This window comes from Nannocystis pusilla (assembly GCF_026626665.1).
In the GTDB taxonomy this organism is placed as follows: Bacteria; Myxococcota_A; Polyangia; order Nannocystales; family Nannocystaceae; genus Nannocystis; species Nannocystis pusilla.
Window position 1 is genome coordinate 2,647,832 of the sequence record NZ_JAPNKE010000002.1, and the last position, 15,855, is coordinate 2,663,686.

The 15,855-nt window shown below is 73.0% G+C and carries 9 protein-coding genes and 2 pseudogenes; 2 read left to right on the forward strand and 9 right to left on the reverse strand.

Translation table 11 applies throughout. From position 1 onward, the window contains the following. Nucleotides 1–46: 46 nt before the first annotated feature. The 4 genes and pseudogenes from OV079_RS11525 to OV079_RS11540 all read right to left on the reverse strand — a co-directional run bounded on the left by OV079_RS11525 (nucleotide 47) and on the right by OV079_RS11540 (nucleotide 4,729). Complete coding sequence (locus OV079_RS11525; RefSeq protein ID WP_267778514.1) at nucleotides 47–1,228, reverse strand: radical SAM protein; 1,182 nt, start codon at nucleotides 1,226–1,228, stop codon at nucleotides 47–49. Further along, on the reverse strand, nucleotides 1,228–2,526 hold the full coding sequence (locus OV079_RS11530) for an ACT domain-containing protein (RefSeq protein WP_267768230.1): 1,299 nt from the start codon (nucleotides 2,524–2,526) through the stop codon (nucleotides 1,228–1,230). Before OV079_RS11530 ends, OV079_RS11525 begins: the two co-directional genes overlap by 1 nt. Nucleotides 2,527–2,821: 295 nt before the next feature. Continuing rightward, nucleotides 2,822–3,754 (reverse strand): annotated as a pseudogene (locus OV079_RS57715) (aspartate kinase); the annotation flags it as partial. 123 nt (nucleotides 3,755–3,877) lie between these two features. Beyond that, entirely contained in the window at nucleotides 3,878–4,729 is an 852-nt protein-coding gene (locus OV079_RS11540) for a sterol desaturase family protein (RefSeq protein ID WP_267768232.1), read from the reverse strand. A 273-nt stretch (nucleotides 4,730–5,002) separates the two neighbouring features. On the opposite strand from OV079_RS11540, the gene OV079_RS11545 reads away from it, so the two are divergent. Then, nucleotides 5,003–6,451: a TIGR01777 family oxidoreductase gene (locus OV079_RS11545; RefSeq protein WP_267768234.1), complete on the forward strand. Its 1,449-nt coding sequence runs from the start codon at nucleotides 5,003–5,005 to the stop codon at nucleotides 6,449–6,451. Nucleotides 6,452–6,503: 52 nt separating this feature from the next. On the opposite strand, the gene OV079_RS11550 is transcribed toward OV079_RS11545, so the two are convergent. Then, nucleotides 6,504–7,754: a DUF4215 domain-containing protein gene (locus OV079_RS11550; protein WP_267768235.1), complete on the reverse strand. Its 1,251-nt coding sequence runs from the start codon at nucleotides 7,752–7,754 to the stop codon at nucleotides 6,504–6,506. Between the two features lie 205 nt (nucleotides 7,755–7,959). Here OV079_RS11550 and OV079_RS11555 point away from each other — a divergent pair, with 205 nt between their 5' ends. Then, nucleotides 7,960–8,331 (forward strand): hypothetical protein, encoded by a 372-nt coding sequence (locus tag OV079_RS11555; protein WP_267768237.1) that lies wholly within the window; start codon nucleotides 7,960–7,962, stop codon nucleotides 8,329–8,331. Here OV079_RS11555 and OV079_RS57720 read toward each other — a convergent pair. From OV079_RS57720 to OV079_RS11580, 4 genes and pseudogenes are all read right to left on the reverse strand, one after another. Further along, nucleotides 8,318–9,782: pseudogene (locus OV079_RS57720) on the reverse strand (AMP-binding protein). The gene OV079_RS11555 and the pseudogene OV079_RS57720 sit on opposite strands and share 14 nt — an antisense overlap. Before the next feature lie 62 nt (nucleotides 9,783–9,844). Next, on the reverse strand, nucleotides 9,845–10,630 hold the full coding sequence (locus OV079_RS11570) for an ADYC domain-containing protein (protein WP_267768239.1): 786 nt from the start codon (nucleotides 10,628–10,630) through the stop codon (nucleotides 9,845–9,847). Nucleotides 10,631–10,906: 276 nt separating this feature from the next. Next, nucleotides 10,907–14,266, reverse strand: a complete 3,360-nt coding sequence (locus OV079_RS11575; RefSeq protein WP_267768241.1) for a serine/threonine-protein kinase — start codon at nucleotides 14,264–14,266, stop codon at nucleotides 10,907–10,909. A 253-nt stretch (nucleotides 14,267–14,519) separates the two neighbouring features. Further along, entirely contained in the window at nucleotides 14,520–15,689 is a 1,170-nt protein-coding gene (locus tag OV079_RS11580; protein ID WP_267768243.1) for a metallophosphoesterase, read from the reverse strand. Between the last annotated feature and the right edge of the window lie 166 nt (nucleotides 15,690–15,855).

The following is a 15,855-nucleotide window of genomic DNA, read 5'->3' on the forward strand; positions in this document are numbered from 1 at the left end:
TTCGCCATGCTCGTCTGGCCATGTCCGAGTCGCCATGTCCGCGAGGTCAGGCGCCGTCGTCGTCGCGGCCGGGCTCCTGGCGCACGCCGAGGACGTCGGCCTTGCGCGCCTCGGCGCGGCGGCGGGCCTGGTAGAGGCGCACGCCCTCGACGGTGATCTGGCCGACGGCCGGGGCGTCGGGGGCGCGCGGCGGCGGGGCGGCGGGCTCGGTCGAGACGGCGGTGCGGGCGGCGCCGTGGCGGCGGAACTCGTCGCGCCAGGAGGAGAGGGTGCGGTCGGAGACGGTGGGGTCGCTGGGGTCGTCGAGGATGGCGCGCACGATCGGCTCGGGGTCGACGAACTGCGGCGCGAGCTCGGCGGGATCGTAGGCGGCGCCGCGATCGAACAGGCCGCCGCAGATCGGGCGCAGGCGACAGGCGCCGCACGCGGGGGCGTAGAGGTGACCCCAGGCGGTCTGGCGCACGGTCTGCTTGTCGTCGAGGAAGTGGACGACGCGCTCCTCGCCCTTGACGATCTTGCGCGTCTCGGTGCTGGCCCACGCGAACTCGCCCATGTAACACAGCGGGACTTTCTCGACGCGGAAGGTGCGGCCGCTGGCGTGCAGCAGCCGCATGGCCCGCGCGAGCGAGAGCTCGAACTGCCCCAGCCGCGGGACGAACTCGGCCTGGTTGACCTCGGCCCGCCCCATCGAGGGGTCGAGGTTGTTCCACACGAAGTGGCGGACGTACGGGTGGTGGGCGAGGAAGTGGCGGATGTTGCGATCGAGGTGATCGGCGTTGAGGCGGTTGATGACGCAGTTGACGTGGACGTCGATGCCGACCTCGTGGGCGCGCTCGAGGGCGGCGAAGGCCTTGTCGAGGGTGCCGGGGGCGCCGCGCAGGCGAGCCTCGACCTCGGGGACGACGGAGTAGATCGAGACGTGGACGCGCCGCACGCCGGCGTCGGCGAGGGCGCGCGCGAAGGCAGGGTCGGCGAGCCGCGTGCCGTTGGTGATCAGGCGGACGTCGAGGCCGCGGCCGCTGGCGTAGGCGGCGATCGCCGGCAGCTCGGGGTGGAGGGTCGGCTCGCCGCCGGTGAGGATGACGCCGAAGTAGTCGCGGGCGACGAGGTCGTCGACCAGCGCCTGCATCGACTCGAGGGTGTGGACGTAGGGGGTGGCGGGGTTGCTGCAGAACCCGCAGAAGTGGTTGCAGTGGCGGACGACCTGGATGTAGCCGAGGTTGGCCATCAGCGCCCACGCAGCGACATGGCGATCTTGAGGATGTCGGTGAGCACACCGGCGGCCGTGACCGCGCCACCGGCCCCCGCGCCCTGGACGAGCAGCGGATAGGCGCGGTGGCGATCGGTGGTGAAGGCGACGAAGGCCTCGGTGCCGCGCAGGCGCGCGGCCGGGTGATCGGGCTCGACCTCGACCGGGCCGACGCGCACGGCCGGGGCGCCGGCGGGGGCCGACGGATCGATCTGGGCGAGGTAGCGGAGGACGCGGCCGGCCTGGCGCATGCGCTCGATGCGGGCGGCGACGGCGTCGTCGTGCTCGGCGAGGGCGAGGAAGAAGCGCTCGAGGTCGTCGTGGCCGAGCGCCTCCGAGGGGGCGAACGGCTCGATGGCGACGGCGTCGAGGTCGAGCTGCATGCCGAGCTCGCGCGCGAGGATCAGGGCCTTGCGCGCGACGTCGAGGCCGGACAGGTCGTCGCGCGGGTGCGGCTCGGTGTAGCCGCGCGCGCGGGCGTCGCGGACGGCGTGCGACAGCGGGACGCCGCGCGACAGCTCGCCGGCGAGGTAGCCGAGGGTGCCGGAGAAGCTGCCCTCGATGCGCAGGATGGTGTCGCCGGTGCGCACGAGGCCCTTGAGGGTGTCGATGACGGGGAGGCTGGCGCCGACGGTGGTCTCGTACTCCCACCGGCGGTGCCGCGCTCGGGCCATGTCCATGAGGCCCTGTCTCACGGGCCAGGTGGCGGCGAGCGGGCGCTTGTTGGCGCTGACGACGTGGATCCCGCGCGCGAGGGCGGCCTCGTAGACGGCGGTGGTGTCCTCGGCGGTGCAGTCGACGAGGATCGGGACGGGCAGCCGGCGCAGGCGGTCGAGTAAGGCGGGGATGTCCGGAGGGACATGTGACTCCTGCAGGCGAGCGTCCCAGCGGGCGAGCGGGATGCCGGCGGGGTCGAACACGGCGCGCCGGCTGTCGGCGAGGCCGGCGAGCTTGATCAGGACGTCCTGGTCGCCGGCCAGCGCCTGCTGCTGGGCGGCAAGCTGGTAGAGGAGCTCGCGGCCGACGGTGCCCTTGCCGAGGACGAGGAGGTTGACCTCCTGGGCGGCGAGGTTGAAGGCGGCGTGGACGGTGCGCACGGCGGTGGCGGTGTCCTCGCCGTCGATGACGGCGGAGATGGAGCGCTCGCCGGCCCCCTGGGCGCTGGCGCGGACGAGCACGCCGATCTGGCCGAGCGCGCCGAAGAACCGGCCGGCGACGTTGGGCGTGCGGCCCATGGCCTCGCCCACGAGGGTGAGGAGGGTGACGGGCTCGCGCACGCGGATCGGGGCGAGCTCGATCGGCTCGCCGTCGGCGTTGCGCCCGAACTCGGCGGCGAGGGCGGCCTCGGCCCGCGCGGCGTCGCTGCGGGCGACCGCGACGGCGACGGCCCGGTCGCGCGGGGCGGAGGTGGCGACCCACGGGCACGCCGGCGTTGGCGAGGGCGCGCAGGGCTCGCTCGCCGATCCGCTCGTGACCGAGGCGCCGCCGCGTCTCGAGGTCGAGGAGGGCGAGGTCCTCGGTCGAGACGACGCACACCGGACGTCGCTCGTCGCGCGCGCCGACGACGTCGATGAGGGTGCCCGGATCGTCGGGGCGGGCGGTGTTGCGGACGCGCAGCGGGATCTGGGCCTCGATCAGCGGGGCCATGGTGCGCGGGTGGAGGATCATGCCGAGGTCGCCGAGCTCGAGCGCCTCGGCCTGGCTGAGGTGCGCGACCGGGTAGGCCTCGAGCACGAGCTCGGGGTCGGCGGTCATGACCCCGGAGACGTCGGTCCAGATCTGCAGCTCGGCGGCGCCGAGGATCTGGGCCAGCAAGGCGGCGGTGTAGTCGGAGCCGTTGCGCCCGAGGGTGGTGGTGCGGCCGTCGCGGGTGCGCCCGAGGAAGCCGGTGTGCACGCTGACGGCGCCGCTCCACGCGGCCGACAGGGCCCCGAGCTGCAGCGCCGAGGCGCCCAGGTCGGGGGTGGCCTGGCCGAAGCGGTCGTCGGTGACGGTCCAGTCGCGCGCGTCGACGCCGACGGCCGGGACGCCCCGCGCGGCCAGCAAGGTGCGCACCACCAGGACGCTGGCCCGCTCGCCGAACGACAGCGCGAGGTCGCGGGTCTGCAGGGTCCGCTCGCGCACGAGGCCGACGCCGAGCAGGAGCTGCCGCAGCGGGCGCATCAGCTCGGCGATCCCGAGGGACAGGTCCTCGGGGACATGTCGCAAGAGACCTGCCCGATCGAGCCTGTCCGTGAGGTCACGCGCGACGTTGACGACGAGCGCCTCGATCGCGTCGACGTGCGGGTCGCCGGGCAGGCCGGCGGCGGCGGCGTCGACGGCGGCGATCAGGCGATCGGTGGTGTCGGCCATGGCCGAGACGACGACGGCGACGGGGCCGTTGTCGCGCTCGCGGGCGATGAGGTCGAGGGCCTGGAACAGGCGATCGGCGGCGCCGACCGAGCTGCCGCCGAACTTCATCACGCGGAACGGACGGGCCTGGCCGGGTTCGTGCTGCGGCGTCATGCGCGGGCAGGATATCGGAAGCGGACCGCGACGGGCAGGCGGCGCGGCGACCGGCGCTCGCCGCGGCTGCCGCCCGCGGCCCCCGGTGCTGCTGTCGCTATCTCGGGGCCCGCGAGCGACCGCTCAGCGCCGCCGGTCCTCGGCCCGCGTGCGGCAGATGTGGTCCCACAGCGTCAACGCCTCGCCGAAGTTGACCTCGGCGTTGGCGTGGTGGCGGTTGTGAAACGCCGAGGTGTTGACGAACAGGCGCGGTAGCGTCGCCTCCAACGCGCGGAAGGTGACGCCGCAGTGCAAATAATAGTTGAGCAGGACGAATCCCACGACCAGGGCGACGTAGGTCGGGCCGAAATGGGTGGCCCACGGGAACGCGACGAGGAGGATCGGCCAGAAGGTCATGACCGATTCGACCGGGCCGACGGCGAAGCCGGCGAACGGGGTGGGGTCGCGGTAGACGTGGTGGCCGCGGTGGAACGGGAAGAGGAGGCGGGTGTGCAGCAGGCGGTGCTTCCAGTACAGCCAGGCGTCGAGGACGAGGACGCCGAGCAAGGTCTGCCAGACGACCGCCGACAGGCCGCCCGCCTCGGCCAGCGACCACACCAGGCCGATCGGCTCACCGGCGTCGGCGCGGGCCATCGGCCAGGCGGCGAAGCAGGCGGCGATCCAGGCGGCCAGGGCGGTGTCGCCGGCGCTGCGGCCGATCAGCGCCGCGCGCCGCCGCGGGCCCTGGATCCGCTGACCCCGGCCGACGGAGAACAGGGTGGCCGCGCCGGCGCCGAGCAGCACGAGGCCGCCGACGGCGGCGAAGGCGAGCAACAGGGACTTGTACCAAAGGACAGGTCCTTGCGGACAGGCGAGACCGGCGAGGGTGGCGAGCAGCACGACGGTGCGGTCGACCGAACCGGCGAAGCCGCGGCCATGGTTGGAGAAGACGGAGGCGTCGGCGGCAGGGCGGAGGAGGTCGGTCAGGCGCGGCATCGTCGCCAGGCCAGTGGATGAGATCGCCGGCGCGCTGTCCAGGGGGGTTCCCCGGAAGGTGGGTCGCACGCCGCGGCTTGGGGGGCGTTCGTGCGGTCGCGGCCGGTCGCTCGCCCCCACTCGCGCGGCCGCGACGTCGATAAGGGCCGCGGCGTCAGCTCGGGATCGCGGGGTCGCACGGTGCCGCTGCGGCGGCGCTGCGTCCTGCGGCCGCGGCCGCGCTTGACGGTCGGCCGGCGTGTGTCATGGTCCCGGCCGACGAGCAGGGATCTCATGCACATTCTGGTCACGGGCGCGACGGGGTTCGTCGGACGGGCGCTGGTCCTCCGATTGCTGCGAGACGGGCACCACGTGCGGGCCTGGGTGCGCTCGCCGCGGCGCGCGGCCGATCTGCTGGGCGCGGAGGTCGAGCTGGTCGCGGCGGGCGACGAGGCTGCGCTGGTCCGCGCGCTGACGGGCTGCGAGGCGGTGATCCACCTGGCAGGCGAGTCGGTCGGGGTCGGGCGGTGGACGGCGGCGCGCAAACGTGAACTTTGGGACAGCCGAGTGACGCTGACGGAGACGTTGGTGCGGGCGATCGCCAGGGCCGAGCCGCGGCCGAAGGTGCTCATCTCGGCGTCGGCGGTCGGTTACTACGGCGACCGCGGCGACGAGGAGCTCGACGAGACGTCGCGGCCGGCCGACGACTTCCTCGGCGCGATGTGCCAGGCGTGGGAGGCGGCGGCCCGCGAGGCCGAGGCGCACGGGGTGCGGGTGTGCACGCCGCGGCTCGGGCTGGTGCTGGGGCACGGCGGCGGGGTGCTGGGCGAGCTGCTGCCGATCTTCCGCGCGGGGCTCGGCGGGCCGCTCGGCTCGGGCGAGCAGTGGTTCCCGTGGATCCACCTCCACGATCTGGTCGAGCTGCTGACGACGGCGGTGACCGACGCGCGCTACAGCGGGCCGGTGCTGGCGGTGGCGCCCCAGCCGGTGACGAACCTGTGCTTCTCGCAGGCGCTGGCCGAGTCGCTCGGTCGCAAGGCCCGCCTGCCGGTGCCGCGCCTGGCCCTGCGGATCGTCAAGGGCGAGGCCGCGGGCGCGCTGGTCGCGAGCCAGCGCGCGGTGCCGGCCCGCACGCTGGCGCTCGGGTTCGCGTTCCAGTTCGCGACGCTGCCGGCGGCCCTCGACGACCTGTTCGGCGGGCGCGACCGGCCCCACTTCGCGCCGGCCGAGATGGCGCCGCCGAGCCCGTACCTGGCCCGGCGCTCGCCGACGACGGTGCTGCGCCAGTCGACGGTGGTGGCGGCGCCGAACGCCGAGGTGTTCGCGTTCTTCTCGCACGCGGAGAACCTCGGGATCATGACGCCGCGCGCGGCGGTGATGCAGATCCTGACGCCGCGGCCGCTGATCGTCGAGGCCGGGCGCCAGATCGACTACAAGCTGCAGGTCGGCCCGGTGCGGGTGGGCTGGACCACCGAGTTCGAGCTGTGGGAGCCGGACCGCCGCTTCATCGACGTGCAGACGCGCGGGCCGTTCGCGGCCTGGTGGCACGAGCACCGCTTCGCGCCGCGCGAGGACGGCGGGACGGAGATGGACGACACGGTCTACTTCCGCGCCCCGCTCGGGCCGATCGGCCGGATCGCCGAGGCGCTGTTCGTGCGCCCGCGCCTGCGCGAGATCTTCGAGTACCGGGCGCAGGCGATCCGCCTGCGCTTCGGCGCGCACCCGGCCGATGATGGTTCATGAGACATGTCCTTGTGGCCATGTCTTCTCGGACATGACCGCCAGGACATGACCTTCAGAACACGGCGATCGCCACGGCGCCGAGGAACGGGGTCGGCGGGTCGTCGGCGCTGCACAGCGGCATGGGGGCGCCGCTGAAGGCGAGCTCGACGCCGGGGCCGGTGGCGAGCCAGCCGCCGAGGTTGCGCGGCATGGTTTTGCCGGCGAACGGCATCAGCAGGAGGCGCGCGTGGGTGGATTGGCCCTCGGGCGCGATCGCGAGGGCGTAGCCGTCGCCGAGGCTGGAAGGGCAGGTGGCGGCCTCGGAGGCCTTGGGCTGGCTGTCGTCGCCGAAGGCGTAGAGGACGTCGACGAGCGGGTCGGGCTTGTCGAAGAGCAGGTCGGTGAGCTCGATCTTGCGATCGTGAGAGGAGAACTTCCACTGATCGGCCGGCGGCTTGGTGGAGGTCATGTCGGAGGGGGTCCAGGGGAACATGGAGGGCGGCTTCAGCCCGAACCGCAGGTACTGCACGCCGTCCGGGTCACGCAGGAGGACGGCGATCCGCTGGCCGGGAGCGGTGGCGCAGGCGTCGAACCAATCGGGGCCGGCGAGGTCCTTGTCCTCGGTGTTGGTCATGCGAAAGCAGCTCTTGAGCTCGCAGGTCTCGGAGCACAGCGCGAGTACGTCGCCGAACACCGGGTCGCTCGGGTCGCACTCCTCGCGGTCGGGCTCGAACACGCCGTCGTTGCACGAGAGCTCGCAATCGGCGGTGCAGCCGTCGAACGCGTCGGTGTTGCCGTCGTCGCACTGCTCCGATCCGGTCTTGATGCCGTCACCGCACTCGGCGAGCGTACACATGGGGGTGCATGACGGGTCGTCGGCGCCGCCGGCGTCGCAAGCCTCCTGGCCCTCGTGGACGATGCCGTCACCGCACTTGGCCAGGGTGCAATGGTTGGTGCAGTCGTTGCCGTCGACGCCGTCGCCGTCGTCGCACGCCTCGCCGGGATCCAGCACCCCGTCGCCGCACTTGGCGGGGACGGCATCGGTGTCGCCGGTCTGCTCGGTGTCGACGCCGGTGTCGGTGACGATGCCGGTGGTGAGCGGCGGCTCGCTGGTGGCAGTGGTGCCGGGCGGCGCGTCGGTGTCGGCGGTGCTCGAGTCACTGCTGGTCGTAAGGACAGGTTGGGTCGACGCGCTCGAGGCGCTGTCGCTCTCGCCGTCGGTGTCGCGCTCGAGGCCGAAGGCGGGGTTCAAGATCTGACAGCCGCCGACACCGAAGAGAGCGACGAGCGACGCGCTGCGATGCATCCATGTCAGGCCAAGCATTGAGAACACGATACCAGGCGGACTCGACCGGCAGGCCGCGCTCGCATGCAGACGGGCCGGAACCGCGGCGCGGATCGGTTGTCTCGGCGCTCGGAGGAAGTGCGATGCGAGCGAGCGCGCGGCGACGGATCGGTCAGACGGTGGTGTGTATGGTGATGGCGTCGACGGGGATCAATTGCGCCCTCACGGCCACGAGACAATCGAGATGGAAGCGGCGCCGCAGCCGGACTGGACGGGCTCCCGGCGGACGGATTGCCCCGAAAGGCAGCCCTCGGCGCAGCTGAGCAGCGTCGACGCGGAGGACGAAGGAGCGCTCGACGCGGCGCTCGATCTCGCCCGAGGCGTGCTGGCGCTCGAGTCGTACGAGCAGCCGCGAGCCTGTCACGCGCGGCTGGCCGAGCGCCTGCGCATGCAATACGACATCGACTACCGCAACGTGGGCGCCTGCGGGATCGACCCGGCGGTGGTCGGCCACGCTCGCGGCTACAACGCGATGATGCACCGCCACATCGCCGACAGGCACGGGGCGGTGGTCGAGGCGGTGGCCCGCGAGGTCGGGTGCCTCAGGGGCGGCTGAGCCGGGCCTTGATCACCTTGCCCATGGCGTTGCGCGGGAGGGCTTCGACGAACCGGACGTCGCGCGGTCGCTTGTGCGGGGCGAGCGCCCGCGCGACGAGGTCGACGAGCTGCTCGGCGGGCGGAGGGCGCGCCGGATCGCGGGCGACGACGAAGGCGACGATCCGCTCGCCGAGGTCGTCGTCGGGCTCGCCGACCACCGCGACCTCGGCGACGTCGGGGTGCTCCAGCAGGCAGGTCTCGATCTCGCCGGCGCCGATCTTGAACCCGCCACATTTGATCAGGTCGGTGGCCCGGCGACCGACGATCCGATAGGCGCCATCTTCGGTGCGGGTGGCGAGGTCACCGGTGTAAAACCACCCGTCGGCGTCGCGCACCGCGGCGGTGGCGTCGGGCCGGCCGAGGTAGCCGGCGAACACGCTGGGGCCACGTACGGCGATCTCGCCGAGCGTGGTGTCGTCGGCGACGTCGAGCGGGCGCCGGTCGTCGTCGACGAGCTTGACCTCGACGCCGGGGAGAGGCGGACCGACGAGGCCGGGGCGCGGCGGTCCCGAGGTCGGGACGGCGCACACGATGAGGGTCTCGGTGAGGCCGTAGCGCTCGTAGACGCCGCGACCGGTGAGGGCGGCGATCCGTCGGTGCTCGCGCGCGGACAGGGCGGCCGAGCCGGAGATCAAGAGGCGCGCGGCCCCGAGATCGGCGGCGACCGAGGGATCGCGCTCGGCGAGATCGGCCAGGCGGACGTACATGGTCGGCACCGCGAACAGCATGCCGCCGCCGCGCAGGGCCACGGCCAGCGGGGCGGGCTCGAAGCGCGGCTGCCAGTGCAGGCGACCGCCGATCCGCAGGCTGCCGAACAGGCCGAGCACGAGGCCGTGGACGTGGAACAGCGGCAGGGCGTGGACCACCGTGTCGGCGGCCGTCCACGCCCACGCGCGGGCGAGGCCGTCGAGGTTGGCGGCCACGCCCGCGGCGGTGAGGACGGCCCCCTTGGGCGCGCCGGTGGTGCCCGAGGTGTAGATGAGGAGGAGGGGGCGATCGTCGGCGCGGTGAAGTCGGCCTGAACTTCAGGACATGATTTTCGGACATGTCCTCTTCGACAGGCAAAGCGCGACCGAGCGGGCCCTCGGGGGCGTCGTCGGGGCGGGCGGCGAAGCAGCAGCGCGGGGCCGCGTCGGCGGCGATGTGGGAGCACTCGCGCTCGCCGAGCCGGGGGTTCAGCGGGACGGTGACGACGCCGGCGAGCGCGCCGCCGACCAGGGCGACGACGGTGCCGAGGTGCGGCTGGGTCCACACGCCGACGCGGTCGCCCGGGCGGACGCCGGCGCGGACGAGGGCCTCTGCGTGGCGCCGCGCGGCGGCGAGGAGCTGGCGGTCGGTGTACGTGGCGTCGCCGACGGTGAGCACCGTTCGGCCGTCGGGGTGCGCGAGGCAGGGGAAGAGGGCGTCCACTCCTCGATGCGTGTCGCAAATCCCGGGCCCGGTTGCAAGTCACTGCACCATCGGGACGTAGGTCATCCACTCGCCGTCGGCGAGGTCGTATTGCCGCAGCGCGGCAACGTGCAATCGATCTCGGTGCCGGCGATCCGGGCCTCGTCGAGGCACAGGGCCCCGTCCGCGGTCCACACGGCCTCGATCGCGGCCGGCTCGGCGGTGAGCTCCACCGTGCCCGCGACGTTCTCCCACTGGATCGGCGTGCCGTCGGCGGTGTAGCTGTGACCGTCGCCGCAATAGTCGGCGGTGATCATCTTGAGGGTCGCCTGGCGCCGCGCGGGGGTGGTCTTGCTGCTCTGCGGGCCGTAGCCGAGCAGCGACAGCTTGGCCGCGGCCGAGCCGGCGCAGGCGATGCTGAACCACCGCTGCTCCGGGTCGGGGCGGACCTCCTTGGCCTCCATGTCGTAGGTCTCGCCGCCGAGGACCAGCGCGATCGGGGCCCGCTCTGAATCATGATACCCGGTGCAAACATTCCGCTCGATGTGATGACCGTCGACATAGACGAGGCCGTAGGCGTCGACGTCCGGGGCGCCCTCGGCCCAGCGGGCGACGCGGGCGTGCGAGGCGATCATCACGGTCGCGAACGTCTGCCCGCCGGCTCCGAGGTAAATGCGCGTGCCGAGCAGGGCCGGGCCGGCGAGCGCGGCGCCGCGGGCGTCGCGGAGGACGAAGGCGTCGCCGACGACGTCGAGCCGGTCGAAGCCGCCGGCCGCGGCCGCGGGACCGGGCGCGACCTTCACGATCCGCAGCCCGGCGGCGTTGGCCTGCCCGCCGAGGTGGAGCTCGTGGATCGAGCTGCCGAACACCTCGGCGGCATTGAATCCGCACTGCCAGATCGGGCAACTGGAGCCCTTTTCGCCGATTCGGGGATTGGTGACACCAGGGTCTTCGCCTATCAATGTCTTATCAATGTCACAGGCGGCGAGCAGTCCGCAAAAGGCCGTCGCAGCGCGGATTCCATGACAGTTTCTTGATTTCACAACAATCCTCCACTCCCTCTCTATGCAGTGTCGGGCCGCTTTCAAGCCCGAACGAAGGGTGGATGTGATCCGCGCCCACACTCGCCGCGTGAGCCGATGTTTTCAGGGCTCTGCGCGGCGGTCGCTGCGACGCTGCGAGAGCACGCCGTCGAGGGCGCGGATCTCGGCGAGTCGCCACGCGTATTCGTCGCCGCCCTCGAGGTACCAGCGCATCGCGTCGGTCAGCAACACGCCGGCGCGGTCGAGGTCGTCGGCGGCGGGCCGCGGCGCGGCCAACAACACCTCGGCGAGCACGACGCGGGCGCGAGCGAGGCGCTGATCGAGGAGGACGTCGCGGGCGGTCGCCCTGGCGGCGACCAAGCCGTCGACCGCGGCCCGCAGCGCCTCGGCGGCGCCGTCGCGATCGCCGAGCGCTCGCAGGTGCAGCCCGAGCACCAGCTCGAGCTCGGCGGCTTCGCGCTGGCGCCACCACGAGTCGCCCTGCCGGGTGGCCAGGATCCGCCGCAGCTCGTCGACGGCGGCCTCGTGATCGCCGCCCTCCAGCGCGGCGAAGCCCCGGATCAGGGCGACGTCGACGCCGCGGATCAAGTCGCCGTCGAATTGCTCGCTGGCGAGGAGCGCGGCGGCCTGCCGCAGCACCTGCCGCGACTCGTCGCCGTCGCCGGCCTCGCTGCCGAGATAACCGAGCATGGCCAGGCAGCGGGCGCGCGGCCCCGGATCGCCGGGCGAGAAGCGGACCAGGGCGTCGCAGCCGGGCCGCAAGATCCGGCGGGCGGCCTCGGGGCTGCGGATGTACGCGCTGGCGGTGAGTCGGGCCTCGATCGTCTGCGGATGCGCCGGGCCCAGCTCGCGCTCGAAGATCCCCACGGCCTCGGTCATGTCGTGCGCGCGCGCTCGCCGTCGTCCTCGAGGATGGCGAGGTTCATCAGGCTGTAGGCGATCTCGAGCGGCGCGTCGTTGCTGGCCTGCTTGACCGCCCGCGCCTCGGCGTAGAGCTTGCGCGCGCCCTCGACGTCGCCGCTGGCGAAGGTGACGACCGCGGCGTTGTTGAGCAGCAGGCCCTGCAGGTGCCCGGGCTTCGACAGGCGCGAGATGAAGGCGCTGTAGTGGCCGAGGTCCTCGAGCGCGCGCGGCCCCGCCGGGCAGGCGGCCGCGCACGAACAACATGTGCGCCATGGCCTCGGCGGCGACGTAGTCGACGCCGGCGGACAGCGCGGTGTGCATGGCGGCCTGCAGCATCTCGAACTGCGGCTCGACCATGGCGGTGCGGTTGAGCGAGAGGCGCCCGCGGTAGAGCAGGGCGCGCGCCAGCAGCGGCTTGTAGCCGATGCCCTCGGCGTCGGCGAGCAGCTGATCGGCGAGCTCGATGGCCTGCGAGGTGCGGCCGATGTGCTCCAGGCTGACGACGCGGGTCAGGCCCTCCTCGACGTCGGCGACGCGGCGGCGCACGTCGGGGTCGTCGGGCGGAGCGACCTCGGCCTGGAGGGCCACGAGGTCGTTGCAGCGATCGATGGCGGGGAGCTTGTAGGTGAGCTCGAGCGCGTGCACTGCGACGCTCGGGTCGCGCTCGGCCAGCAGCGCGCCGGCCTCGGCCAGAGCGGCCTTGCGCTCGGCGAGGCAGGCCATGCGTCGATCGACGAGCTCGTCCGACTGCTCGCCCCGCCGCCGCGCCTCGCAGGCGTCGGCGTGGGCGTGCGACCAGTCGTCCATGTAGTGGTCGAGCCGGTCGGTGACCTGCGGCCACATCTCGTTGATGAAGGCCGGGCCGGCGGCGACGAACGCCTGCTCGGCGGCCCGCCGGCGCTCGCCGTCCCAGACGCCGTGGATCTCGGCGGTGCCGTGGCTGCACGGGTCGATCCGCGGCTCCTGCGTCTTGGCGGCGAAGAAGCCGGCGAGCGCGGCGACGCCGGCGAAGGCGAGGCCGCCGAGATAGGTGCGGCGGCCGATCGCGCGGTTGCGGTCGAGCGCGCGCAGCAAGGCGTCGAGCCCGGAGAACCTGTCCTTCGAGTCAGGCCGGAGGCCGCGCAGGACGACGCTGTGGACCCACGCGGGCACCCGCGTCAGCCGCGGCGGGTCGCGCACCTCGCCGCGCGCGACCGCGTGGGCCAGCTCGTGCACGGTGTCGCCGGGGAACGGCAATTGATTGTAGAGCGCCTCGTACAGCGAGACGCAGAAGGCGAACTGATCGGAGGCAGGACCGACGAGGCGGCCGCTGAACTGCTCCGGAGGCATGTACGCGGGCGTGCCGACGACCTCGCCGCCCTGGGTGACTTTCTCGGAGACGGCGTTGCGATCGCGGCTCAGCGAGCCGGTCGAGCGGGTGTGCTCGCCGCTGGCGTCCTCGCCGGTCTGACACAGGCCGAAGTCGAGGACGCGGGCCCGGCCGTCCTCGCCGATCATGACGTTGCTCGGCTTGAAGTCGCGGTGGACGAGGCCGACGGCGTGCGCGGCGGCCAGGCCGCGACCGGCCTGCACGAACACGTCGACGATCTCCTGCCAGGTCCGCGACTTGCTCGCCAGCCACACCTGGACGGTGACGCCGCGGATGAACTCCATCGCCACGTACACGTCGGCGCCGTCGGTGCCGACCTCGTGGACGACGACGACGTTGGGATGCGACAGCCGGGCCATGGCCTGGGCCTCGCGCAGCAGGCGGAGCTGGGCGCGGGCGCTGTGCTTGGGATCCTGCGGGCGCAGGACCTTGATCGCGACCTTGCGATCGAGGCGATCGTCGTAGGCGGCGTAGACGACGCCCATGGCGCCGGTGCCGATCCGCTGGAGGAGGACGAAGCGACCGACTCGCCGGCTCAGCGCCGAGGCCTCGCCCGCGCGCGCGAACGGCTCGAATTCCGGCATCGGCTCGCTCGGGTGCAGCAGGGCCCGCACGCGCGCGAGCCGGGCGCCGGAGCCGTCGAGCGGGGCGTCGAGGGCGACGTCGGTGAGCACCTCGTCGTCGCCGTCGAGGGCGAGCGAGCGGGCGAGGGCGTCGAGCAAGGACTCCCAGCCGGCCGTGGCCAGGCCGCGCAAGCTCTCGACCTCGGTCTCGCTGGCCTTGCCGTCGCGCAGCGATCGCTTGAGGGCGCGACGGATCCGCCGCGCGGCCGGCAACGCGAGGGTGAAGTCGAGGCCGCCGCGGCGAAGCGCCCGCTGCACGAGCCCGACCTCGGCGGAGCCGGCGAGCTCGCAGAGGAGGTTGGCCAGCCGTCGCGCGGCGCAGTCCTCCCGCGCCTGGTTGCGGGCGCTGCTGGCCGGCGGCCGATCGATCATCGCCGCGACGAGGGCGATGACGAGGTCGCTGCGCCCGGTCCGACCGTGGGCCAGGGCGTGCCCGGCCGCGACGCTGAGCAAGGCGTCAGGGTCCGGCGATGGCTCCTTCTGCGCGAGCAACCACGCAGCTTGATCGAGCCGATGCAGATCGGCGCTGCTGAGCGAGTCACGCGGGCTCGGAGCGGGCAGGGACATCGGGCGGAGCAGCCTTTCAGTATGACTCCGGTCACACGTACGTCCCACTCCGACCCGCCGAGCAGGGTCGACCGGATCACCCGGGGGTGCGAAACCCGCCGCACACCCGTATGTCGGATAATTACCTCCCCATTACACTTTGGACCCAGATCGCTCAGGACGCCGGGAATCAGTGGCTCCGGCTCGGTTGCCGCAATCTCCGACAAGCGATCTCGGCCTGCTCGGCCTTGAGGTTCGCAGACCCCACGCGCGATCAGGCGCGCGCGAGTTCGATCCGGGTCAGCTCGGCCGGCGCGCCGACGCGCATCGGCGGACCCCAGTAGCCGGTGCCACGGCTGACGTAGATGGCGGTGTCCCGCACGCGGTGCAGACCGGCGACGAACGGCTGCTGCAGCGGCACGAGGAAGTTGAAGGGGAAGATCTGGCCGCCGTGGGTGTGCCCGGAGATCTGGAGGGACACGCCGTGCTCGGCGGCCTCGTGGACCTGGCGCGGCTGGTGGGCGAGGAGCACGAGCGGGCGGGCCGGATCGCGGCCGGCGAGCGCCCCGGCGAGGTCGGGGCCGTGATCGGGCAGGAAGTTGCCGCCGGTCGGGTCGTCGATGCCGGCCAGATCGAGCGCGGCGCCTTCTCTCTCGATACTGACCCGCTCGTTGCGCAGGACCCGCACGCCGAGCGTGGCGAGGTGCGCGACCCATTCGGCGGCGCCCGAGAAGTACTCGTGGTTGCCGGTGACGAAGTAGACGCCGTGCCGGGCCTTGAGCCGGGAGAGCGGCTCGAGCAGAGGCCCGAGGCGAGCCACGGTGCCGTCGACGAGGTCGCCGGTGATGGCGACGACGTCGGGCTCCATGGCGTTGGTCTTGGCGACGAGCTCCTCGAGGAAGGCGCGGCCGATGGTGGGGCCGACGTGGACATCGGTGATCTGGGCGATGACGAAGCCGGCGAAGGGGTCGGGGAGGCCCGCGAGCGGGACCTTGACCGGCTTGACCGCGATCGGCCGCAGCACCGACCAGACGCCGTAGCCGGCGGCCCCGAGCGCGCCGGCGCCGACCAGACCGCCGAACAGCCGGGCCAGGAATTGCCGCCGCGCCGGGTCGGCCGGAGTGCCTGCGAGCCGCTCGATGAGCCAGGCGAGCCCGCGGACGAGGTCGGCCGGGATGAGGAGGACGAACAGGAGGAACATCAGGCCGAGCCAGCCGTAGACGACCCAGGAGATCGGGGTGGCGACCTCCCGCGGGAGCGACCGCGAGGCCATCTGAAACAGCGGGAAGGCGAGGGCGAGCGCGACGATGGCCCAGCCGAGGACGCGACCCCAGGGCATGGGCCAGCCGATGTCACGCACGAGTCGAGCCCACAGGTAGTAATGGATCCCCGCGGACACGGTGAGGACGAGCCCGAGGAACACGACCATCCGGCTGATCGACATCCCGTCGATCTTTAGCAGGGCGGCGCCCAGATCCGACGTCGGTCTGCCCCTGCGGAGGCTGCGCACTCGTGCGCTCCCGGGGCAGGGGAGCAGGTGAGGGCGGAGATGGCCCAAGAGACAGACGCATCGTGCGGTCCCGGAGGCGCGCGTCGCGGGAGTCCGCACT